Origin of the sequence: Actinoplanes sp. KI2 (genome assembly GCF_025630775.1) — a bacterium.
Classification (GTDB): Bacteria; Actinomycetota; Actinomycetes; order Mycobacteriales; family Micromonosporaceae; genus Actinoplanes.
The window spans coordinates 1-22,185 of the sequence record NZ_JAOSZE010000025.1 but is presented as its reverse complement, the minus strand read 5'-3'; the positions used below and the strand labels follow the sequence as shown (position 1 = coordinate 22,185).

At 69.9% G+C, this 22,185-nt stretch carries 25 protein-coding genes and 1 pseudogene; 19 read left to right on the top strand and 7 right to left on the bottom strand.

Annotated features, from left to right (window positions below):
- The first annotated feature begins 1 nt into the window (after position 1).
- From ODJ79_RS25715 to ODJ79_RS25625, 19 genes are all read left to right on the top strand, one after another.
- Positions 2-385 carry a response regulator gene (locus tag ODJ79_RS25715; protein ID WP_263026139.1) on the top strand — a complete coding sequence of 128 codons (384 nt, stop codon included), beginning with the start codon at positions 2-4 and terminating at the stop codon, positions 383-385.
- Positions 385-873 carry a chemotaxis protein CheX gene (locus ODJ79_RS25710; protein ID WP_263026138.1) on the top strand — a complete coding sequence of 163 codons (489 nt, stop codon included), beginning with the start codon at positions 385-387 and terminating at the stop codon, positions 871-873. Before ODJ79_RS25715 ends, ODJ79_RS25710 begins: the two co-directional genes overlap by 1 nt.
- On the top strand, positions 870-1,232 hold the full coding sequence (locus ODJ79_RS25705; protein WP_263026137.1) for a response regulator: 363 nt from the start codon (positions 870-872) through the stop codon (positions 1,230-1,232). The genes ODJ79_RS25710 and ODJ79_RS25705 overlap by 4 nt, the downstream gene beginning before the upstream one ends.
- Before the next feature lie 7 nt (positions 1,233-1,239).
- Entirely contained in the window at positions 1,240-1,725 is a 486-nt protein-coding gene (locus ODJ79_RS25700) for a hypothetical protein (RefSeq protein WP_263026136.1), read from the top strand.
- A gap of 171 nt (positions 1,726-1,896) precedes the next feature.
- Positions 1,897-2,334: a flagellar hook assembly protein FlgD gene (locus ODJ79_RS25695; RefSeq protein ID WP_263026135.1), complete on the top strand. Its 438-nt coding sequence runs from the start codon at positions 1,897-1,899 to the stop codon at positions 2,332-2,334.
- 82 nt (positions 2,335-2,416) lie between these two features.
- Positions 2,417-3,697 (top strand): flagellar hook protein FlgE, encoded by a 1,281-nt coding sequence (locus ODJ79_RS25690; RefSeq protein ID WP_263026134.1) that lies wholly within the window; start codon positions 2,417-2,419, stop codon positions 3,695-3,697.
- A gap of 161 nt (positions 3,698-3,858) precedes the next feature.
- Positions 3,859-4,140 carry a flagellar FlbD family protein gene (locus ODJ79_RS25685; RefSeq protein WP_263026133.1) on the top strand — a complete coding sequence of 94 codons (282 nt, stop codon included), beginning with the start codon at positions 3,859-3,861 and terminating at the stop codon, positions 4,138-4,140.
- The gene (locus ODJ79_RS25680) at positions 4,140-4,931 is read left to right on the top strand and encodes a motility protein A (RefSeq protein ID WP_263026132.1); all 792 of its coding nucleotides are present in this window, start codon (positions 4,140-4,142) and stop codon (positions 4,929-4,931) included. Before ODJ79_RS25685 ends, ODJ79_RS25680 begins: the two co-directional genes overlap by 1 nt.
- A gap of 3 nt (positions 4,932-4,934) precedes the next feature.
- Positions 4,935-5,990: a flagellar motor protein MotB gene (locus tag ODJ79_RS25675; RefSeq protein ID WP_263026131.1), complete on the top strand. Its 1,056-nt coding sequence runs from the start codon at positions 4,935-4,937 to the stop codon at positions 5,988-5,990.
- 12 nt (positions 5,991-6,002) lie between these two features.
- The gene (gene fliL / locus ODJ79_RS25670) at positions 6,003-6,458 is read left to right on the top strand and encodes a flagellar basal body-associated protein FliL (RefSeq protein ID WP_263026130.1); all 456 of its coding nucleotides are present in this window, start codon (positions 6,003-6,005) and stop codon (positions 6,456-6,458) included.
- Positions 6,459-6,628: 170 nt separating this feature from the next.
- Positions 6,629-7,513, top strand: a complete 885-nt coding sequence (locus ODJ79_RS25665) for a flagellar motor switch protein FliM (RefSeq protein ID WP_263026129.1) — start codon at positions 6,629-6,631, stop codon at positions 7,511-7,513.
- On the top strand, positions 7,510-8,259 hold the full coding sequence (fliN, locus tag ODJ79_RS25660) for a flagellar motor switch protein FliN (protein WP_263026128.1): 750 nt from the start codon (positions 7,510-7,512) through the stop codon (positions 8,257-8,259). Before ODJ79_RS25665 ends, fliN begins: the two co-directional genes overlap by 4 nt.
- Positions 8,260-8,264: 5 nt before the next feature.
- Positions 8,265-8,630, top strand: coding sequence for a FliO/MopB family protein (locus ODJ79_RS25655; RefSeq protein WP_263026127.1), 366 nt, complete (start codon positions 8,265-8,267; stop codon positions 8,628-8,630).
- Complete coding sequence (gene fliP / locus ODJ79_RS25650) at positions 8,630-9,454, top strand: flagellar type III secretion system pore protein FliP (protein ID WP_263026126.1); 825 nt, start codon at positions 8,630-8,632, stop codon at positions 9,452-9,454. The genes ODJ79_RS25655 and fliP overlap by 1 nt, the downstream gene beginning before the upstream one ends.
- Entirely contained in the window at positions 9,451-10,215 is a 765-nt protein-coding gene (locus ODJ79_RS25645; RefSeq protein ID WP_263026125.1) for a flagellar biosynthetic protein FliR, read from the top strand. The genes fliP and ODJ79_RS25645 overlap by 4 nt, the downstream gene beginning before the upstream one ends.
- Positions 10,216-10,230: 15 nt before the next feature.
- Positions 10,231-11,322 carry a flagellar biosynthesis protein FlhB gene (locus ODJ79_RS25640; protein ID WP_263026124.1) on the top strand — a complete coding sequence of 364 codons (1,092 nt, stop codon included), beginning with the start codon at positions 10,231-10,233 and terminating at the stop codon, positions 11,320-11,322.
- A 92-nt stretch (positions 11,323-11,414) separates the two neighbouring features.
- The gene (locus ODJ79_RS25635) at positions 11,415-13,457 is read left to right on the top strand and encodes a flagellar biosynthesis protein FlhA (RefSeq protein ID WP_263026123.1); all 2,043 of its coding nucleotides are present in this window, start codon (positions 11,415-11,417) and stop codon (positions 13,455-13,457) included.
- Complete coding sequence (locus ODJ79_RS25630) at positions 13,447-15,150, top strand: hypothetical protein (protein ID WP_263026122.1); 1,704 nt, start codon at positions 13,447-13,449, stop codon at positions 15,148-15,150. The genes ODJ79_RS25635 and ODJ79_RS25630 overlap by 11 nt, the downstream gene beginning before the upstream one ends.
- Positions 15,147-15,398, top strand: coding sequence for a hypothetical protein (locus ODJ79_RS25625; RefSeq protein WP_263026121.1), 252 nt, complete (start codon positions 15,147-15,149; stop codon positions 15,396-15,398). Before ODJ79_RS25630 ends, ODJ79_RS25625 begins: the two co-directional genes overlap by 4 nt.
- A 51-nt stretch (positions 15,399-15,449) precedes the next feature.
- Here the strand turns inward: ODJ79_RS25625 and ODJ79_RS25620 are convergent, their stop codons facing one another.
- The 7 genes and pseudogenes from ODJ79_RS25620 to ODJ79_RS25590 form a co-directional block, all read right to left on the bottom strand.
- Positions 15,450-17,189: a flagellar hook-length control protein FliK gene (locus ODJ79_RS25620; protein WP_263026265.1), complete on the bottom strand. Its 1,740-nt coding sequence runs from the start codon at positions 17,187-17,189 to the stop codon at positions 15,450-15,452.
- Between the two features lie 39 nt (positions 17,190-17,228).
- Entirely contained in the window at positions 17,229-18,224 is a 996-nt protein-coding gene (locus ODJ79_RS25615; RefSeq protein WP_263026264.1) for a transglycosylase SLT domain-containing protein, read from the bottom strand.
- 5 nt (positions 18,225-18,229) lie between these two features.
- On the bottom strand, positions 18,230-18,682 hold the full coding sequence (locus ODJ79_RS25610; protein ID WP_263026120.1) for a cell envelope biogenesis protein TolA: 453 nt from the start codon (positions 18,680-18,682) through the stop codon (positions 18,230-18,232).
- Positions 18,683-18,800: 118 nt separating this feature from the next.
- Positions 18,801-20,108, bottom strand: a complete 1,308-nt coding sequence (locus ODJ79_RS25605) for a FliI/YscN family ATPase (protein ID WP_263026119.1) — start codon at positions 20,106-20,108, stop codon at positions 18,801-18,803.
- Positions 20,109-20,140: 32 nt separating this feature from the next.
- The gene (locus ODJ79_RS25600) at positions 20,141-20,791 is read right to left on the bottom strand and encodes a FliH/SctL family protein (protein ID WP_263026118.1); all 651 of its coding nucleotides are present in this window, start codon (positions 20,789-20,791) and stop codon (positions 20,141-20,143) included.
- A gap of 13 nt (positions 20,792-20,804) precedes the next feature.
- Positions 20,805-21,830, bottom strand: a complete 1,026-nt coding sequence (fliG, locus tag ODJ79_RS25595; RefSeq protein WP_263026117.1) for a flagellar motor switch protein FliG — start codon at positions 21,828-21,830, stop codon at positions 20,805-20,807.
- A gap of 90 nt (positions 21,831-21,920) precedes the next feature.
- Positions 21,921-22,185: pseudogene (locus ODJ79_RS25590) on the bottom strand (flagellar M-ring protein FliF); the annotation flags it as partial.

The following is a 22,185-nucleotide window of genomic DNA, read 5'->3' as shown; positions in this document are numbered from 1 at the left end:
GATGCGCGCCATGGTGATCGACGACTCCCGCGCAATGCGCATGATCCTCAAGCGCATTGTCACCAAGCTCAACTTCGACGCGGTGGAAGCAGGTGACGGCCAAGAGGCACTCAACCTGCTCGCCGAGATGGAAGAGGTGCCCGACCTGGCCCTCATCGACTGGAACATGCCCAACATGAACGGGCTCGAGTTTGTCACCAACGTCCGGGCGGACCCACGCCTGCGCGAGATGACGCTGGTCATGGTCACCACCGAGAGCGAGCAGAGCCAGATCGTACGGGCGCTCGCCGCGGGCGCTCACGAGTACGTGATCAAGCCCTTCACCGAGGGCGCCATGATCGAAAAGCTGGCCCTGCTGGGCCTCGTCTCGACCGGAGCGAGCTGATGAGCGTCGAAGCCGAGGTCAACGAGAGCGATCTCGCCGAGATGGTGGAACAGGTGTGGGAGTCATACCTGGATCCGGAGGGCGTCAGCCCGCTGATCCCGACGTATGACGAGAATCAGCCCTCCGAGGTGCACTCCTCGGTCTCCATCACCGGATCTTGGACCGGGCACGTCGTCTATGCGTGTTCCAAGCAGGCCGCGCGCCGCGCCGCCGCCGCTTTCCTCGCCATGGAGATCGACGACGTCAGCCCGGAGGACCTCGAGGACACGCTGGGCGAACTCGCGAACATCGTCGGCGGCAACGTGAAGGCGATGCTGCCGCACGGCGCTCTTCTCTCCCTGCCCCAGGTGACGCTCGCTCCGGAATCCACCGCGCGGTTCCCGAACACCGAGCGGATCAGCGGCGTCTACGGCCTCTGGGACGGTGAACCCATCTCGATCTCCGTCTGGCACAGCGGCCCGGGCGGCAGCGGGGAGGGCGGCGCATGAAGATCCTCATCGCCGACGACAGCAGGGTCATGCGTCAGATCGTGGTGCGGACCCTGCGTCAGGCTGGTTTCGGCGAGCACTCTCTGATCGAAGCCTCGAACGGGCGCGAAGCGTTGGATCTGGCCAAGGCAGAGAAGCCGGATCTGATCCTGTCGGACTGGAACATGCCGGAGATGAACGGCATGGAGCTGCTCCGGCAGTTGCGCGCGGCGGGCAACGAGGTCAAGTTCGGCTTCGTGACCTCGGAGAGCACGCCCGAGATGAAGGACCAGGCCGCGCACGCCGGCGCCCTCTTCTTCATCGTCAAGCCGTTCTCGCCTGAGCGATTCGATGAGGTCTTCTCTCCTATTCTGGGATGATTGCGTCATGTCCGATGTATCGGTTCTTCCTGGCACTTTGGCCGTTCGTAACCTCTTCGAGGATCTGCTCGGCCGCGAGGTGACCGTCGGTCCCGGCGAGCCGATCTCCGCCGAGGAGCTCCCCACGGCCACGGTCGCGATCTTCACCGACTCGCTGAAGACGTACGGCGTACTCGGTATGGATCTGTCGCTGGCGGCCAACGCGGGCGCCGCGCTCGGCCTGCTACCGGCCGGCGCGGCCGAGGACAGCATCGACGAGGAGCAGCTCTTCCCGAACCTCGCCGAGAACGTCTTCGAGCTGTGCAACGTCCTGACGAGCCTGCTCAACCGGAAGGGTGGACCGCACATCAAGCTGTACCAGGTGGTGTATCCCGGTGACGAGCTGCCCGAGGATGCCCGGGCCTACCTGTTGGCGCTGGGCCGCCGGATTGACATCGCCGTCGAGATCAACCGGTACGGCGGGGGCAAATTCAGCCTCGCGCTCGCGTTCTGATCGAGCGCATCTTTCGTACCTATCGCGGGTCCGCCTCCACGGCGGGCCCGCGAATTTTTGCCTTCAGTCCGCTTTTGGGTGGTGGGCGGGGTGGTCGGAAGGTTGTGGCTAAGCAAAAACGTGGGGTGGTCGAACGTTAGGTCGAGCAAAGCCAACGGACAGGAGAAGTCAATGACCTCGCCGATTTCCGGTGCGACCGGCGCCACGCCCTCGACCAGCATCGCTGACAAGAGCAAGGAGCTCGGGGACAAGGACACCTTCCTCAAGCTGCTCGTGGCTCAGCTCAAGTATCAGGACCCGAGCAACCCCGCCGACTCGACCCAGTTCCTGGCGCAGACCGCCCAGTTCACCCAGGTCGAGAAGCTCGCCGACATCGCCGACCTGCTCAAGTCGCAACGCCTCACCCAGGTGAGCGGACTGGTCGGCAACAGTGTCACGTACATGGACGAGAACGGCGTCAGCCAGTCGGGTGTCGTCTCGGCCGCCAAGCTCAACGGAGACAGCGAACCGATCCTCCGGATCGGGAACACGGATGTGCAGCTGTCCAAGGTCACGGAAGTCCTTTCGACCGCCACGAGGACCGGTTCGACCGGTTCGGTGGCCCCCTAGTCGGACAGCACCACAAGCGTCAGTCCGACTAACGGTCCCGCGACCGCCAATCCCGTGTTCCCCGACCCGCAAAGGAAAGTAAATGCTCCGTTCTCTGTACTCCGGCATCAGCGGTCTGCGCGCCCACCAGCAGATGATGGATGTCACCGGCAACAACATCGCGAACGTCAACACGGTCGGCTACAAGGCCAGCTCCGTGCAGTTCCAGGACACGCTCAGCCAGATGATCGGCTCGGCCGGCGCTCCGCAGAACGGCGGGGGCGGCACCAACCCGGCGCAGATCGGCCTCGGCGTGCGCACCGCGGGCATCGTCTCCAACTGGGCGCAGGGCTCCACCCAGACCACCGGCCGGTCCGGCGACATGATGATCTCGGGTGACGGCTTCTTCGTCGTCCGCAGCGGTGGCGAGGACCTCTACACCCGGGCCGGCTCGTTCTCCTTCGACGCGAACGGCACCCTGGTCACCGCGGACGGCAAGCCGGTGCAGGGCTGGAACGCGGTCAACGGCGTGGTCAACGCCGCCGGCCAGCCCGGCGACATCAAGATGCCGCTGGGTAGCACGGTCCCGCCTGCGGCGACCTCGAAGGTCACGCTCCGGGGCAACCTGACCAGCGACCGGGACCCGGACCCGCTGGTCACCTCGTACAGCACGACGATTCCGGTCAAGGTCTTCGACGCGACGGGTGCGACCCGGACGGTTACCGCCAAGTTCACCAACAACTATCCCGCGCCGCCCGCGACGACATCCAGCCCGCAATGGTCGGTTGACCTGATCGACTCGGACGGGGTCACCCCGATCGGCGGCACGCTGACCTTGCCGTTCCTTAATGGCACGGTCGACCAGACGCCTCCGCCCCCGGCGGGGCTGTCGCACACCAACGGCCGGGACTTGATGACCTTCGGAGCGGCGCCCAACCAGCTCACCCTCGATGTCACCGACATGACGATGTACTCCGGTCAGAGCGACGCCCGGGTGTTCACCACCGACGGCCAGTCGGCCGGCGCGCTGACCTCGCTGTCCTACAACGTCTCGGACACCGGCCAGCTTGTCGGCGTGTACAGCAACGGTCAGAAGATGGTTCTCGGTCAGCTCGCGCTGGCGACCTTCACGAACCCCAACGGCCTCGAGAAGACCGGCGACTCGAATTACCGCTCCACGGTCAACTCGGGGTACGCGCAGGTCGGCCAGGCCGGCGCCGGGGGCATGGGTTCGATCATCAGCGGCGCGGTGGAGATGTCGAACGTCGATCTCGCTCAGGAGTTCACCAACCTGGTCATCGCGCAGCGCGGTTTCCAGGCGAACTCCCGCGTCATCACGACCTCCGACGAGATCCTCCAGGAACTCGTCAGCATGAAGCGCTAATAGAAGAGCAGTCCGGCCGCCGCCTTTTGACCGTTCGGCTGCACCCGTAACGCGACCGGCCGCATCTCATGCGCAAGGTCGAGCAGCCGATTGTTCGGGGGACAGGGGCACACGGACGGCCCCACCAGCCCAGGACCACCACCAGCCAAGGACGGATGTAAGTGATCCTCGTAACCCGCATCAACGGTGCAGTGTTCGCCCTGAACCCGGACCTGGTCGAGCGTGTCGACTGCACGCCGGACACGGTCGTCACGCTGGTGGACGGCACCAAGTACGTCATCGCCGAGTCCGTGCCCGAGTTCATCGACTCGGTACGCCACTACCGCGCCTCGCTGATCGCCCAGGCGAGCCGCATGGAGGCCGAGCCGCCGGCCAACGCCCAGTCTTCCGATGAAGACGACCAGGACGCCAAGGTGCTCCCGCTGCACCGGAAGGAACGCTGATGGACATCTCCACCATCGTCGGTGTGGTCGCCTCCTTGGCGATCGTCTTCACCGTCCAGATCTTGGAGGGTGGATCGCCGTCCTCGATCATCCTGATCCCCTCGATGCTTCTGGTGTTCGGTGGCGCGTTCGCGGCCGGTATGGCCGGCGGCGTGCTCAAGGACGCGACCGGCATCGGCAAGCAGCTGCAGAAGGCGTTCCTGGCCAAGGTGACGCCGCCGACCACGCTCGTCGACAACATCGTCAAGCTGGCCGAGCGGGCCCGCCGCGAGGGCCTGCTGGCCCTCGAGGACGCCGTCAAGACGGTCGAGCACCCGTTCCTCAAGCGCGGCCTGCAGCTCGCGATCGACGGCACCGACCCGGAGGAGCTGCACGACATCCTCCACGCCGAGATCGCGGCCAAGAAGAAGGCTGACAAGGCCGGCTCGAAGCTGTTCGAGAACATGGGCGGCTACGCCCCGACGATCGGCATCATCGGCACGGTCATGGGCCTGGTCCACGTGCTGGCGAACCTGGCGCACCCCGAGGGCCTCGGCGAGTCCATCTCCGCGGCGTTCGTCGCGACCCTCTGGGGCGTGCTGAGCGCGAACCTGATCTGGCTGCCCATCGCCGCCCGCCTGGCGCGCCTCAGCGCGGTCGAGGCGGAGGAGATGGAGCTGGTGGTCGACGGCGTACTCGCGATCCAGGCCGGCTCGAACCCGCGTCTGGTTGCCCAGAAGCTGCGTAGCCTCCTCCCGCCGGACGAGGCGAAGAAGGCCGAGGCAGCCGCGAGCACCAAGAGGGCGGCGTAACCGATGAGCTCTGGCCGTGGCCGGACCAAGCGCCGGAAAGTCGGACATGAGGAGCACGAGGAGCACGTCAACCACGAGCGGTGGCTCGTGTCGTACGCCGACATGCTCACCCTGCTGTTCGTGCTCTTCGTGGTGCTCTACTCGATGTCCGATGTCAACCTGAAGAAGTTCGCCGAGCTGGCCGCGGGTCTGTCCGCGGGGTTCGGCTCGCAGAGCGCGGTCTTCTCCGACCAGACCTCGGCGCTGGACGGCGCCGGCCAGTCGGCCGAGATCGTGCGGATCGATCCGGGTGCCAACCCGGGCGATGGCAAGACCGGCACCTCGAACATGACCGAGAAGCAGAAGGCGGCGGTCGAGGCCGCCATCAAGGCCAACGAGCGGTACCAGGCTTCCAAGAACGCCCAGGCGGCGGTCAAGGAGGCGGAGAACCTCAAGAAGCTCGAGAACAAGCTGTCCGACGCGCTGGCCAAGGCGAAGCTGCTGAACGCGGTGCAGTTCACCATCGACCGGCGTGGCCTGGTGGTCACCATCGTCACCAACGAGATCGTGTTCGACGGTAACCGGGCCGACCTGCAGGCCGGCGGCCGGAAGATCCTCGACGCGCTGGCGCCGACGCTGACCAAGATCAAGAACAACATCGAGGTCGACGGCAACACCAACCAGCTCAAGGCCGTGACCACGTACTACCCCAGCGGCTGGGAGCTGTCGGCGGCCCGGGCCTCCACCACGGTCCGGTACCTCGCCGGGCACGGCATCGCGAAGGGCCGGCTCAGCGCGGTCGGCTTCTCCGACACCAAGCCGCTGATCGACCCGGCTGACCCGCGGTCGATCACGATGAACCGGCGGGTGGACGTCGTCGTCCTCACCACGCTCCCGCCCGACCAGGCGGCGCTGCTGCCGGCCGCGGCCGGCGCGGACGCCAAGCTGCACACCGGTCAGACCACGGCCCAGGCCGAGGCGCTCGCGAAGGCGGCGGCCGCGGCGAACGGGACCAGTTCCACCGGCACGCCCGGTTCCACCAGCACGCCCAACTCCACGACCACAACCACGACCGACTGACGGGGGCATTCGATGTCTGACGAGCGAGAGGGCGCCGACGCGCCGAAGAAGTCGAACAAGACCATGATGATGATCATCATTGTGGCGGTGGCCGTGCTGCTCGGCGGTGGCGGCGGGGCGTTCTTCATGATGAAGAGCAACAAGTCGGCGGCGTCGGCGGCGCCCAAGAAGGGCATCGTCACGCCCATCGACGACGCCCTGACCGTCAACCTGGCCGACGCGCACTACCTCAAGCTGAGGTTCGCCATCCAGCAGACGGCCGACACCGGCACCGAGGCGGTCAGCACCGCCGAGGCGATCGAGTTGGCGATCGATGAGTACACCGGCAGGTCGGTGGCCGAGCTCTCCACCGAGAACGGCCGCGAGGCGATCAAGGCCGAGCTGCTCGACAAGGTGGTGAAGGCGTACACGGTCGACGGCAAGCAGGAGGTCATGGACCTGTACTACACGGCGTTCGTGACCCAGTAATCCGGACAACGAGGATGGGTGGGTTCATTTCGGTGAACCCACCCATTCACCGATCTTCCGCCAAAAACGGCCCTCGCGCTCAGCGCCACCGGAAATGAGCCGATGGGGACGTCGTGACCTCCGCAACACGATCCCCGGGCAAGATGTCGCGTCGCGGCCAAGGCGGACCGTTGCCGTACGACTTCCGCCGCCCGATCAAGCTCTCTCGAGAACACATCCGCACGCTGCAGATCGCCTTCGAGACGTACGCGCGCAGTTGCGGCACCCTGCTGACCACCCGGCTGCGCGTGGTCAGCACCCTCACGCTCGCGGCCATCGAGCAACTTAACTACGACGAGTACACCGCCTCGCTGGCCAACCCCACGGTGATCGCCGTGGTGACCCTCGACCCGTTGCCCGGCACGGCTCTGATGGAGCTGGCGTCCTCGGCCGTGATGGCCGCGATCGACCACATGCTCGGCGGGCCGGGCGGACCCCAGCCGGAGCGTCCGCTCACCGAGGTCGAGATGCCGCTGCTACGCAGCCTCATGGAGCGCATGCTGGGCGAGCTGCGGTACGGCTTCGAGCAGCTGGTGGACATCACGCCGGGGCTGCGGGAGATCGAGTACAACGCCAGCTTCCTACGCGCGCACGCGCCCGGCGACGCCTGCGTGGTGGCCACCTTCGAGCTGAAGATCGGCGCGGAGGAGTGCCTGGCCACCATCTGCATGCCGTTCAACATGATCCTGCCGGTGCTGTCCCGCGCCGAGCAGGTGGTGCTCACCGACAGCGAGCGGGCCAGCCGCGACCTCGCCCGGCGCAATCTGACGGCCGGACTTTTCGCGGCGCCGATCGACGTTGCGGTGCGATTTCAGCCCATTCGCATGCGTGCCGATGACATCGTGGATCTGCGCCCCGGCGACATCGTGCCGCTGCCCCACACGACCAGCCGGCCGCTCGAGGTGACCGTCAAAGAGATCGTTTTCGCTCACGCAGTTCCCGGTAATCAGGGTTCCCGGCTCGCGTGTCTCGTGGTGCCGTCGCCCGAGTCGTCCAAGGAGTCAGGCCACCTATGACCGCGCTCACCATCACCGCGCCGCAGCTGACGCTCGCCCGGAACGCCGCCCGGGCCGCGCTCGCCGTCCTGCCCACCAGCCGTGAGCTTGCCGTCGGCGCGCCGGTCGCCGCGACCGCGGACGTCCTACCCGGCGGGACGGCGGTCACGGCCAAGTTCAGCGGGGCGGCCACCGGCGAGGTCGTCGTGGTGGTTGGCCAGGATCTCGCGGACGCGCTCAAGGCGAGCCCGCTCGGCGAGCTCGACCTGACCGCCGCGATCCGCCCGGCCCTGGAGGCGGCGGCCCGGGTCTTCGGGCCGGTGGTTCTCGACCCCGGGGTGATCATGGAGTCCCCGGTCGCGCTGAGCGCGCTCGCCGCCAAGGACAACGCGGTGGTCGTACCGCTGGTCGAGGGCCAGGAGGCACGCGCGGTGGTCGCGCTCGCGCTGAGCCCGTGGCCGAGCGAGGAGCCCGGTCAGATCGACGTGGCCCAGCCGGGCAAGGCGCCGGCCGCGCGCCGCGGCGGCCTCGACATGCTGCACGACGTCGAGATGGAGGTCTCCGCCGAGCTGGGCCGCACCCGGATGAGCGTGCGGGAGCTGCTCTCGCTCACCCCCGGCGCCGTCGTCGAGCTGGACCGGGCCGCCGGCAGCCCGGCCGACCTGCTGGTCAACGGCCGGCTGATCGCCCGCGGCGAGGTGGTCGTGGTGGACGAGAACTTCGGCATCCGGATCACCGAGATCGTCGCGCCGGGTGCGGAGGGGTAACGGCCTTGTTCGAGCTCGTCCTGCGGGTCGGCTTCTCGCTGTTCGTCGTCCTCGGCCTGATGTGGGCCCTGGCGCGGGTGGTACGCCGACCGGGGGGCGTGGGCCGGGCGCACGGCCGTCTCGCGGTGCTGAATCGGCAGCAGCTGGCCCGCGGGGCCACGGTCACCGTGGTCAAGGTGGCCGACCGGGCGATGATCCTCGGGGTCACCGACCAGCACGTCAGCCTTCTCGGCGAGGCCGAGCTGGCCGACTTCGAGCCGCCGGCCGAACGGCGCGACAACGTCGACCTGCCCGGCGCACATCCGGCGGCCACCGTCCGCGCGAACCGGAAGTTCCTGGACTACCTTCGCGATCGGACATCGAGGCAATGATGCGACGCGCGATCCTTCTCCTGCTGGCGAGCATCGGCCTGGCGTTGGTGCTGCTGCCGGGTGCGGCCGCCGCCGAGCCCGGCAACGCGCCGGTGGCGGTGGCCCTGCCGGATCGCGCGCCCTCCCCGACACCACCGGTCAAACCGACCGCGCCCAGCATCGATCTCAACATCAACGGGACCAACCCGGACGGCACCAAGCCGCCCACCTCGCTGGTCATCATCCTGGGCATCACCGTGCTCTCGGTGGCGCCGTCCCTGCTGCTGCTGTGCACGTCGTTCACCAAGATCTTCATGGTGCTCGGGATCACCCGCAACGCGCTGGGCCTGACCAGCATGCCGCCCAACCAGGTGCTCGCCGGGCTGGCGCTGTTCCTGACCCTGTTCATCATGAGCCCGACCCTCTCCGCCATGAACCAGCAGGGCGTCCAGCCCTACCTGAAGGGGGAGAAGACCCAGTCGCAGGCGTTCCACGACGGTGTCGAGCCGCTGCGCGACTTCATGTGGAAGACGACCCGCGAGGACGAGGTCGCCCTGATGATCAAGCTGTCCGGCCAGCCTAAGCCGGCGAACAAGGACGATGTCGAGCTGACCACGCTGATCCCGGCGTTCGTCCTGTCCGAGCTGCGGGCGGCGTTCATCATCGGCTTCGTCATCTTCATCCCGTTCCTGCTGATCGACATGGTGGTCTCCGCGTCCCTCATGTCGCTGGGCATGATGATGCTGCCCCCGGTGACCATCTCCCTGCCGTTCAAGCTGCTGCTCTTCGTGCTGGTCAACGGTTGGGGGTTGATCCTCACGGCGCTGGTGGCATCGTACAAATGAACTGGAACGTCCTGATCGCGGATCTGCTGGCGGTCATGCTCGGCGCCGCCCGCACCGGAGCCTGGATGATGCTCGCCCCGCCGTTCAGCGCGCGGAACATCCCCGGCACGGTCAAGGCCCTGCTGTCGATCGGGCTCACCCTGCCGATGCTGCCGTACCTGCGGGGGTCGGTCCCGTCGCTGGAGACCTGGGACATCATCGCCTGCGCGGTGCTGCAGGTCTTCGTGGGAGCCGGGCTCGGCTTCATCACCGGGCTGCTGTTCGCGGCGTTGCAGGCGGCCGGCGACATGCTCGACCTGTTCGGCGGCTTCACCCTGTCGATGGCGTACGACCCGATGTCGCAGAACCAGAGCTCGGTGTTCGGCCGGTTCTACAACCTGATCGCGATGACCATCCTGTTCGCCACCAACGGCCACCTGCTGATCCTGCACGGGTTCCTCAAGTCGTTCCAGACGCTGCCGCTGAACGCCAGCTTCAACCTCGCCACCTTCGGCCAACTGCTGATCAAGGGGGTGGGCGAGATGTTTCTGGCGGCGCTGCAGATCGCCGGCCCGCTGGTGGTCGTCCTGTTCCTCACCGATGTGGCGTTCGGCCTGCTCAACCGGGTAGCACCCGCGCTCAACGCGTTCCAGCTCGGGTTCCCCGCCAAGATCTTCCTGCTGCTGGTCCTCTCCGGGATCGCCGTCACCACCCTGCCGGCGGTGATCGAGACGCTGGTCGAGCGCTCGGTGGCCGCGGTGCTCAAGCTGACCGGCGGCTGACGGGGGAGGTGACCGATGGCGGGCGAGAAGACCGAACAACCGACTCAACAGCGGCTGAAGAAGGCCAAGCGGGAAGGTCAGATCGGTCGCAGCCAGGACATCGGCGCGTGGTTCGGCATGCTGGCGGCGAGCATCATGCTGCCCCGGACGCTGAGCGCCGCGATCGACCATGCCCGCGACCTGATGGCGAAGGTCCCCGGGGTGATCGAGAACCCCGATCCGAGCGTGGCGATGCACATGCTCAAGGACGCCGGGCTTGGCGTGGCCTGGGCGGTGCTGCCGCTGGCCGGGACGATGGCGGCGGTCGGCATCGCGTCGGCCGGCGCGCAGGGCGGTATCCGGGTGGCCACCAAGCTGTTCATCCCGAAGTTCAGCCGGCTCAACCCGCTGCCCGGGATCAAGAAGATGTTCGGGCCGCAGGCGCTCTGGGAGACGGTCAAGGCGCTGGTCAAGACCTCGGTGCTGGCCGCCGTGCTGTACACCACGACCAAGGACGTCGTGCCCACCCTGATGACGGCCGGCCAACTGCCGCTGTCCGCGCTGCTGTCCACGGTCAAGGACGCCGTGCTCGGGTTGATCCGGGCCGCCGCCGCGGCCGGCATCGTGATGGCGGCCGCCGACTACTTCGTGGTGCGCCGGCGTACCAACAAGCAGCTGCGGATGACCAAGGAGGAGGTCAAGCAGGAGAACAAGAACAGCGAGGGTGACCCGCTGGTCAAGGCGCAGATCCGGTCCCGGCAGATGGCGATGGCCCGCAACCGGCAGATGGCCGACGTGCCGACCGCGGATGTGGTGCTGGTCAACCCGACGCATGTGGCGGTGGCGCTGCGGTACGAGCCGACCAAGGGCGCGCCCCGGGTGGTGGCCAAGGGGCAGGGCCCGGTGGCCACCAAGATCCGTGAACTGGCCGCCGAGCACCGGGTCCCGATGGTGCAGGACGTGCCGCTGGCCCGGGCCCTGCACGGCGGCTGTGAGGTGGGCGCCGAGATCCCCGCGGAGTTCTACGGCGCGGTGGCAAAGGTGCTGGCGTTCGTGATGAGTCTCAAAGCACGTGGCTCTGCTGCTGGTCTGCACCGCAGCCCTCACTCCGCCCCAGCAGCCGCATAACCGAAAATTTAGGAGATTTCCTCACATGCGTACCTCGAACGAGGGAAGATCTGGCTGATGGGTGAGCCTCACCCTGGTCTCGGGAAGGTGCCGTGAAGAACCGCAACATCAGCCGGCTTGCCGTACCCATCGGGGTCATCGGCATCATCATCATGATGGTCGTCCCGTTGCCGACCTTCCTGCTGGACATGCTGATCGCGCTCAACATCACCGGCGCCCTGCTCATTCTCCTGACCAGCATGTTCGTCCAGCGGCCGCTCGACTTCTCGGTCTTCCCGGCGCTGCTTCTGGTCGCCACCCTGTTCCGGCTCGCGCTCAACATCAGCGCCACCCGGCTGGTGCTGCGCGACGGCGACGCCGGCAAGGTGATCCACGCGTTCGGCAGCTTCGTGGTCGGTGGCAACCTGGTCATCGGCCTGGTGATCTTCATGATCCTGGTGATCGTCCAGATGGTCGTGGTCACCAAGGGCGCCGAGCGGGTCGCCGAGGTCGGCGCCCGGTTCACCCTCGACGCGATGCCCGGCAAGCAGATGGCCATCGACGCCGACCTCAACGCCGGCCTGATCGACGAGGCCGAGGCCAAGACCCGCCGCGCCGAGGTGGCCTCCGAGGCCGACTTCTACGGCGCCATGGACGGCGGCTCGAAGTTCGTCAAGGGCGACGCGATCGCGGCCATCATCATCACCCTGATCAACCTGATCGGCGGTTTCGCGGTCGGCATCATGCAGAAGGGCCTGTCGGCCACCGACGCGATGAACCAGTACAGCCTGCTCAGCGTCGGCGACGGCCTGGTCTCGCAGGTGCCCGCGCTGCTCCTGTCGGTCGCCACCGGTCTGATCGTGACCCGCTCGGCCACCTCCGGCGACATGGGCGCCAGCGTGACCGCTCAGCTCAGCCAGAACAAGCTGGCGCTGCGGATCGGCGGCGGCGCCGCGCTCGCCCTCTGCGTCATCCCGGGCCTGCCCAAGATCCCGTTTCTGGTCGTCGGCGCGGCCGTCCTGCTGATCGCGCAGCGGCTCAAGGACCCGGTGCCCGAATCCGAGGCGGCGGTCACCGAGGCGGTCGACATGCCGGCGCCGGACTCCCCGGAACAACTTCTCGGCGAGATGCGGGTCGACCCGCTCGAGCTCGCCCTCTCCCCGGACCTCGTCGACCTCGTCGACGCGAGCAGCGGGGACCTGCTCGACCGGGTGCGCGCCCTGCGTCGCAAGATGGCGATGGAGCTCGGCGTGATCATGCCGCCCGTGCGGACCCGCGACGATCTCGACCTGCCGCTCTCCTCGTACGCGATCCGGATCTCCGGGGTGGACGCCGGCACCGGCGAGGCTCCGCCCGGCACGGTGCTCGCGATCGGCGAGGGCCTGCAGGGGCTGCCCGGCCGCGCCGGGGTCGAACCGGTCTTCGGCCTGCCCGGCAAGTGGGTGCCCGCCGAGCTGCACTACCAGGCCGAGCTCTCCGGAGCCACGGTGGTGGACCGAGCCAGCGTGATCATCACGCACCTGGCCGAGGTGGTTCGCAGCAACGCGAGCCGGCTGCTCGGACGCGAGGACGTCCGGGCGCTGACCGAGGTGGTCAAGCGCACCCATCCGGTCGTCGTGGAGGAGCTGACCCCGGGGCTGCTCAGCCTCGGCCAGATCCAGAAGGTCCTGCAGGCCATGCTGGACGAGGGCGTGCCCATTCGCGACCTGGTCCGAATCTTCGAGGCGCTCAGCCTGCGAGCGAAGATCTCCGCCGACCACGACGGCCTGGTCGAGGCGGCCCGCGCCGCACTCGGCCCGGCCATCGCCGCCCAGTACGTGACCGACGGCAAGCTGACGGTGATCACCCTCGATCCGATGCTCGAGCAGCAACTGCTCGAATCGTTACGGCCGAGCGAGGTCGGTGCCTTCATGGCGATCGACGGTATGCGTGCCGAGGCGATCGTCACCGAGGCCGCTCGCCTGGTCGAGACGGCAGAGCAGCAGGGGCTCTCGCCCGTGCTCGCCTGCTCGCCACAGCTGCGGCTGCCACTGATGCGACTGCTGCGCGCCGGCTCGCGCCGGGTGCAGGTGCTGTCGTACGGCGAAATCTCTGGTTCCACAGCACAGATCGAGACGATTGGGGTGGTGAACGGTGCCTACGCGGGTGCTGCTTGAGGGACCGGCCATCGAGCCTTTGCTGGCTCAGGTCCGCGATGAGTACGGCTCCGGTGTCCGGATCATCTCCGCCGACAAGGTCCGCAGCGGTGGTGTCGGTGGCTTCTTCGCGAAGCAGCATTACGAGCTTTCCGTGGAGGTGCCGGACCCCAACGAGGATCGGGCTGACCTGGCGAAACGCGCGACGACCGGGGAGAACGGTCACTCGCTGGAGCGGTTGCTGGAGCAGACTGAGTCCCAGGATCGGATGGATCCGCCGGCCCGCATGGCCGCGCCCGCCCCCGCCGGCGCCGCGCAGCCCGGTGAGACCACGTTCTCCCGGCCGGCGGCCCAGGCCCAGCAGGCCGACCCGCCGTGGCGCACGGCCGAGGCCCGGCCGCCGGAGACGGCGTTTCCGGATGCCGACGTCAGCCGGGGTGCCGGTGTGCGCGACACCAGCGCGGCGTTCGCCGAGCTGATGGCGGGCTTGGAGACGCACGCCGAGCCCGGCATCGAGCGGACCCCGCCGCCGCCGGTCACGACGCCGCTGCGGGGCGAGGACACTCCGACGGTCCGTCCGTTCCGTCCCGCCGTGGCCACCGAGACGCCGGTGAACACGCCACCGAAGGCCCCCATGCCCAGCCTCGCCGAGCGGATCGGCGGGCTGGCCGGGGACCTCGAGGTCGAGGAGGACGCGCCCATCGCGGTCCCGGAGACCGAGCTGGCGGCGGACGCGCCCGCGCCGTTCACCGCGCCCGCGCCGTTCACCGCGCCCGCGCCTCCGCCGTTCGCCGCGCAGGCGTCCGCGCCGTTGGCCGCGCCCGCGCCCATGGGAGCGCCCGCGCCCGCGCCCGCGCCTGCGCCCGCACCGGCGTCCGCACCGTTGGCCGCGCCCCCGATGTTCGCCGAGTCCACGCGGCTGGCCGAACCCACGCCGTTGGCCGAGTCCACGCTGTTGGCCCAGCCGCTGAAGCCGATGTCCGCCTCGCCGGCGCACGCGGCACCGACGCCGGACAACGAGCCGGTGGTCCGCAATCTCATGTCGGTCGGCGTGCCGGAGGCGATGGCCCGGCAGATCACCGGCGCCGACACCTACGCGGGCGTGCTCAGCGTGCTCGCGGCGCGGCCGCCGGCGCCCGGCATCCCGGACGGGCCGGGCGAGATCCTGGTGCTCGCCGGGGACCTCAACCTCGGCGTGACCATCGGCCGGCATCTGCTCGACCAGATCGGCGTGCCGGAGAACCACTTGCTGCTCGCGGCCGAGTCGACCGCCGGCACCGGGCTGCACGCCTCCCGGCTGATCTCCACCCGCGAGGGCGCCGAGTCCCGGGCGGAGAAGCTGCACAACGCGGAGCAGGCGTGGGTCGTGGTGATGGACGCGCCGGTGGGCGGCACCGACCCGCTCTGGGTCAACGACATGTGCGACGCGATCGGAGCCACCGCGGTCTGGGCGGTCGTGGACGCCACCCGCAAGACCGCCGACACGGCCCGCCACCTGCGGATCCTCGGTGAGGTCGAGGCGCTCGTCGTGCACGGTGTGGAGATCACCACCGACCCCGGCTCGGTGCTCGGGCTCGACCTGCCGATCTACTCGCTCGACGGCAAGCCGGCCACGCCGCACGTCTGGGCCGCGATGCTCTGCGCCCGGATCGCCACCGAAGTGATGCCGGTGTCGGCACCGCCGCGGCGGCCGGCCCGTGCGGTGCGGCAGTGATTCGTCCGTCGGTCCTGCTCTTCGCGTTCGTGCTCAGTGCACCGGCGCTGTACCGGTTCCTGCACGATCAGCTGGACCTCACCGACGTGCTGATCCGGTTCATCATCGCGGTGCCGATCGCCGCGCTGCTGCTGGCCGCGCTGCGCTTCGTGACGGCCGGGTACGGCCGTGCCGAGGAGCCGGAGCCGGAGGCCACGGCGGTCACGCCCACCCCGGTGGACGTGCACGAGATGGAGAATCCCGCCTGACGAAGAACGCCGGTGGACATCGGGAGGATGTCCACCGGCGCTCGTGCTCGGTCAGGCGTGCACGTCCAGTCGGCTGCTGCCCGGCGTACGGCGTACCGTGCGGCTCGGCTCGGCGGACGCGGTGGAGTCGGCCGTCGCCGAGTCGCGGCGGCCCCCGGCGTACCCCGTCTCGGCGAACTGCTGCCGGGCCCGCTCCTGCTGCGCCGTGCCCTGCCGCAGGTCGAGCGTGCAGTTGGCGAAGCCCGAGTCGGCGAGCTCCCGGCGCAGGTCGCCGAGCGCGTTGCGCAGCGCGTCGGTGCCGGCGTCGGTGGTACCGGTCAGCTGGAGGCTGATGTCCCCGTTGCGGACCTCGGCCACCACCTGCACCGGGCCGAGGTCGACCGGGTGCAGGTGCACCGTCAACCGGTGCACGCCGTCCGCCTCCAGCCGCAGCGGCGCGATCCGCATCGCCATCTGCGCGGCGGGCGGCGGCGTCGGCGAGGCCGTCGTGCTCGCGGGCGCCGGGGCGGCCGCCGGAGCGGCCGGGGCGGTGGGTTGCGGTCCGGTGACTCCGGCGAGACCGGCCTGACCGAGTACGCCGGGAGCAGCCGTCCCGTCCACCGCGACCGCCGGGGTGGCGGCCGGGATCTGGCCGGTCGGCGGCGGGGTCGTGGCGTCGGACGCGCGGTGGGTGGCATCCGGCGTCGAGGCGGGCTGATCGGCGGCGCCCGGGGCGGGCGTCACCGCGGTCGCCTTGGCGGCGTCCGGCGTGGCCGCGCCGGTGGTGTCCGGCGAGGTCGCCTTGGCGTCCGGCGTGACCGGCGTCGACGGCGGCTGCGGGGTCGATTCGGCGGCCGGGTCCGGCTTGGCCACCGCCATCGCCGTCGTCGGCTGCTGCGCTAGCTTCGCCTCGGTCACCGGCGCGCCGGCCTTGTCCGTGTCGGCCCGCGCGTCCTGGGTCGCCACCGGCTTGCCGGCCGCGTCGCGGACCACGGGGCCGGTGGTCCCGGCCGCCGCGGCCGCCGCGTAGGCGGAGTCGGCCGGCGTGGCGGTGCCGGGCGTGACCGTGCCGGGACCAGCCGGCTGGCCCGCGGCGACCGGGGTCCCCGACGAGCCCGGCTGAGCGGGCGCGTTCGGCTCGCCCGGCAGCGCGGTGGCGCCGGCCGCGGCCGGCGCCACGCCGGAGACCGCGGCGCCCGGGGCGTTCGGCGTCGGCGAGGGAGCCGGAGCCGTGGCGACGGGGATGGACGACGGCGTCGCGACCGGCATGGCCGCGACGGCCAGGCCGGGTGTGGTGACCGACGGCGCGGTCTCGCCGGCGGCCTTCGCCTCGACCGGCGCCGTGCCGCCCTCGGCCTGCCGGTCCGCCTTCTGGTCGGTCTCGACCTTGCCCTCGGTGGGGTCGGTCCGGCCGGTGTCGTCCGTGGCCTCGGCCGCCTCCGACCGCTCGCGCGCGGCGGCCTTGGCCCGTACCTCGTCGTCCTCGGCCTGGTCGGCGCGGCGTGCGGCCGCCCGGTCGGCGGCGCGGTTCGCGGCGACCTTGCTGGCCGCCCGGTCGGCGGCGGCGCGGTTCGCGGCGACCTTGCTCGCCGCCCGGTCGGCGGCGATCCTTGCGTCGGTGGCTCGGGCGTCGGCGGCCCGGGCGTCGGCGGCCTTGGCCGTGGCCGCCGCGCTGTCATCGCGTCCGGGGCGGCTCAGCTCGGCCGAGAGGGCCGAGCCGAAGTCGTCGCCACCGTCCGCACGCCGGTCGGTGCCTCGGCGGCCGGCATCGGCCATCCCGGCGCGGTCCGGGCCCGTCACGGAACTCGACATGTTCACGCGGCTCTCCTGTCAGTCGTGGGGGTCGGAGGGTCAGCCGCCGAGGGCGGCCAGAGCCTTCTGTACCTTCGGCACGTAGGCCTGGGTCTCGGCGAACGGCGGGATTCCGCCGTACTTCTTCACGGCGCCGCCGCCCGCGTTGTAGGCGGCCAGCGCCAGCGGCAGCGACTTGAACTCGCGCAGGTTGCCGGCGAGCAGCTTGGCCCCGCCGAAGATCGCCTGCTCCGGGTCGAACGCGTTGTCCACCCCGAGACCCTTGGCGGTCGACGGCATGAGCTGCATCAGGCCGCGGGCGCCGGCCTTGCTGACCGCGTCCGGGTGGTAGCCGGACTCGACCTTGGCCACCGCGGCGAGCAGCTTCGGCGAGACGCCGTACTTGGTGCCGGCCTTGACGAACAGATCGCCGTACGGCACGCCGTCCAGCCCGCCGGTGCCCTGCAGGGCGGCCGGCCGGACCGCGGCCATGTTCTGCATGGCGACCGCGGTCGCGTCGGTCACCACCCGGCGGATCGCGGTGGGTCGCTCGTACACCTTCTGGATCTTGACGTGGTCGCCGGTGTGCGGCGCCGCGATCATCTGGTTGTCGCCCAGGTAGATCCCGACGTGGTGTACCGGGGAGCCGAAGGCCAGGATGTCGCCCGGCTTCGCGTCGGTGAGGCTGTCCACCGGCTGACCGGCCTTCGCCTGCTCCCACGAGGTGCGCGGCAGCTGGATGCCCAGGTCGGCGTAGGCGCGCTGGACCAGTGACGAGCAGTCCAGGCCCTTGCTGGGGTCGGTGCTGCCGAAGACGTACGGGATGCCGAGGTACTTCTTGGCGTCCGCCACCACCGCGTCGCCGGTGACACTGCCGTACCCGTCCATCGACTGTCCGCCGCTCGCGTTGTCGAGCAGCGACGCGAAGGTCGGGTCCGACGACCCGGTCGTGGTGACCGTGCCGGGGACGACCGTGGTGCCATCCGAGCCGATCGCGTTCGGGTTGAGCTGGTTCTGGATGTTCTGGATCCGGGAGAGCACTCCCGCCACGCCCATGAACGTCACGCGGGGCCTCCCTCGCCGAGGCCGAGAGCCATGTTCCGGGCCTTGGCGGTGATCGCCAGTTCGTCCAGGCTGGCCTGGTCGACTCGCAGGTCGTGCGCGCGCACCAGCTCCGCGTGCCGCTCGGCCATCATCTCGACCGCGCGCCGGCGCTTGGCCGCGTCGGCCAGTACCGCGAGCCGCTCCCGCTCGACCTCCTCGGCGTCCGCGACCATGCGCTGCGCGCCGAACAGACTGGCGGCCAGCGACTGCCGGGCGACCAGCGAGGCGACCATGGCCCGGGCGGTGCCCTCGGTCGGGGCCTCGGACCCCACCAGGTCCAGGTGGCGGCGCTTGGCCAGAGCCTCAGCCTCGCGGATCTCGGCGCGCGACTGGTTCACGGCACCACGGGCGGCGTCCTCCTGCGCCTTGCGGGCGCGGAGCACGGGACCGAGTCGGAACAGGCGGTTCAAGGTTGCTGCCTCCTAGCGCGGGTGGTCTGAGCCTTTCCCTCACATGACCGCATCGACAGCCGCCCCGGATCGCTGAGTCCGTCGGACTCCTGCACCCGTCCTGCACCGGAGGAGATGTTCAGGTCGCCGAGGCGATCGCATGCAGGGCCGCCCAGGACGCTTCCGGGGTGACCCGCTCGTCCAGGTCCTGGCGCAGGAACGCGGTGATCTCCGGCCAGATGGCGTTGGCCCGGTCGGCCTCCGGGTTGGTGCCCGGGACGTACGCGCCGATCTCGATCAGCTCGCGCACCTCCCGGTGCGCGGCCATCAGGCGGCGTAGCTCGGTAGCGTCCGCCCGCTGCTGCGGGGTGGTGATCCGGTTGGCCACCCGGGAGATCGAGTCGAGCGCCTGAATGGCCGGGAAGTGACCGGCGGTGGCCAGCTTCCGGTCCAGCACGATGTGGCCGTCGAGGATCGAGCGGACCGCGTCGGCGATCGGCTCGTTGTGGTCGTCGCCCTCGACCAGCACCGTGTAGAGGCCGGTGATGCTGCCCCGGGCGCCCGGGCCGGCCCGCTCCAGCAGCGAGGCGAGCATGGCGAAGACCGAGGGCGGATATCCGCGGGTGGCCGGCGGCTCGCCGACCGACAGCCCGACCTCACGCTGCGCCATGGCCGCCCGGGTCACGCTGTCCATCAGCAGCAACACGTCGGCGCCCTCGTCCCGGTAGTACTCGGCGATCCGGGTGGCGACCGCGCCGGCCCGCAGCCGGACCAGCGGCGCCGCGTCCGAGGTTGCGATCACCACGACCGAGCGGGCCAGACCCTCCGGGCCGAGGTCGTGCTCGATGAACTCGCGTACCTCCCGGCCGCGCTCGCCGACCAGGGCCACCACGTTGAGTTCGGCCGAGGTGCCCCGGGTGATCATGCTGAGCAGGCTCGACTTGCCGACCCCGGAGCCCGCGAAGATGCCGATCCGCTGCCCCCGGCCGCACGGCACAAGCGTGTCCAGCACCCGTACGCCCAGCGGCATCGGCGCGTCGACCAGCTGGCGCTCCATCGCCGAGGGCGGCGCGGTGGCGATGCTGACCTCCTCGCCGCGCAGCGGCGGACCGCCGTCCATCGGCCGGCCCAGGCCGTCCAGGATCCGGCCGCGCAGATCCGGGCCCACCGACACCCGCAGCGGACCGCCGGTGCTGGTCACCGGGGTGCCGGCGCCGATGCCGACCAGCGGGCCGAGCGGCATGCAGGAGAGCCGGTCGCCGTCCAGCGCGGCCACCTCGGCGAACACCGCTTCCGGGCCGTCGCCCATGCGCAGCAGGTCGCCGACTCGGGCCTCGAGCCCGCTCACGGTCACCCGCAGGCCCACCGCGCCGGTCACCTTGCCGCTGGCGACCGGCCGCGACGCCTTCACCGCCGCGGCCATCCGGTGGCGGAACAGGTCGGTCATGGTTCAGGCCCCCACTCTCTTGGCGCCGCGGCTCAGAGGCGCAGTGCCTCCCGGGCGCGGGCCACCGCGGACGAGATCGTGGCGTCCACCGAGGCCATGCCGGTCTCGGCGGTCGCGTCGCCCGGCTGCAGCGCGGGATTCGGGCGCAGGCGCACGTGTCGCCCCTCGTAGTCGAAGTCGTCCGGCCCGTCCTTGCCGACCAGCGTGTTGTAGTCGTCCGGGCTGAGGCTGACCACCAGCGGCCCGGACTCCGGGGCCGCGGCCATCACCCGGCGCAGCGCGTCCGCGGTCCGCTTCTGCGGGTCGTCCAGCGACCGCCCGACGATCGCCTCGGCCAGCTCGAAGGCGTGCGCGAGCAGCACCTCCTGAAGCTCGGTGAAGGTCGGTTTGAGCTGGTTCTCGATTTCGGTGACCGCTCGGCCGAGCGCGTTCACCGCCTGCGCGAGCGCAGTCGCCAGGCGCTGGTCGTAGGCCTGCTGGGAGACCTGGGCCCGAGCGGCGGCCTTCTCGGCGGCCATCGCATATTCTCGCTGGCCCTGGGCCCAACCCTCGGCGTATCCGGTGGTGCGGGCCTGTTCCAGGGCGTTCTGGATCTCCTCGGCGGTCTCCGCGGGCGTTTGGCCCCGCAGGTTCTTGCCGAACTGCGCGGCGGTGGCCTTCTCCGCGACCGCGCCTCGGATCACCGGATTGCGTGGGTCAGGCGATGAGCTCATCGGCCTCGCCGCCGCGCTGGACCTCGATCTGGCCGGAGTCCTCGAGCGTACGGATCACGCTGACGATCTTGGCTTGGGACTCCTCGACCATCTTGACCTTGACCGGGCCGAGCAGGTCGATCTCCTCGAGCAGGTTCTCCCGGCCACGCTCGGACAGGTTGCGGGTGACCTTGTCGCGGACCGTATCCGGCACGCCCTTGAGGGCGGTCGCCAGGTCGGCCGGCTCGACCTGCCGCAGCACCAGCTGCACGGCGCGGTCCTCGAGGTTGACGATGTCCTCGAACATGAACATCCGGCGCCGGATCTCCTCGGCCAGCTCGGGGCTGCGGGCGTCCAGGGCCTCCAGGATGAGCCGCTCGGTGGTGCGGTCGGCGCGGTTGATGATGTCCACCAGCGGCCCCAGGCCGCCGACCGTGGAGAGCTCGTCGGGCTGCAGCACGGTGGAGAGCTTGCGCATCAGGGCCGTCTCGACCTGGCGGATGATCTCCGGTGACGTCCGGTCCATCACCGCGATCCGGTGCGCGACCTCGGTCTGCACCTCCAGCGACAGGCCGGCCAGGATCGACGAGGCGAGGCCCGCCGGGATGTGCGCGAGGACCAGGGCGATCGTCTGCGGGTGCTCGTACTGCACGTACGAGAGCAGCTGCCGGGGGTCGGCGTTGCTGAGGAAGTTGAACGGGATGTCGTTCATCGAGGCTTCGAGGCGGTCCAGGATCTGCGCCGCGCGCTCCTTGCCCAGGGACGCCTCGAGCAGCTCGCGGGCATAGGCCATGCCGCCGGCGCCGGCGTACCGGGTGGTCGCCATCGCGTAGAACTCGTCCAGCACGTCATCGACGACCAGCGGGTCGAGCTTGTCCAGCCGAACGATCTCGGCCGAGATCATCTCGACTTCCTTCTCCGACATGTTGGCCAGAATTTGTGCGGACTGGTCCTTGTCGAACTGCACCAACATGATCGCTGCCTTGCGCACGCCGGTCATCGACAGCGTGGTGAGTTCCGGTGTCGTCAACGCGTACTCCCTCGGCCCAAGCTAGGTCTATCTTATCCGCATAACATGGCAAAACGGGCGACCGGCGAAAGCCGGCCGCCCGTTTCGGGCTCAGCGGGTGGCGTCGGCGGTGAGCCAGCTGCGCACCAGGATTGCCATCTCGTCGGGCTGGTCCTTGGCCATCTGCCGGATCTCCTTGACCCGTTCCTGACGGGCTTCCAGTTCGGCCAGGTCCACCGGTGCGTGCTCGATCATCTGGGTCGGGATGGCCTCGTTGAGCTCGATCAGCCGCTGCTGCTCCAGGGCGGCCTGCATCTCCTCCAGGTGCCGGCGCTCCTCCGCGGTCAACGCACCGCGCTTCTTCGACCGGCGGGCG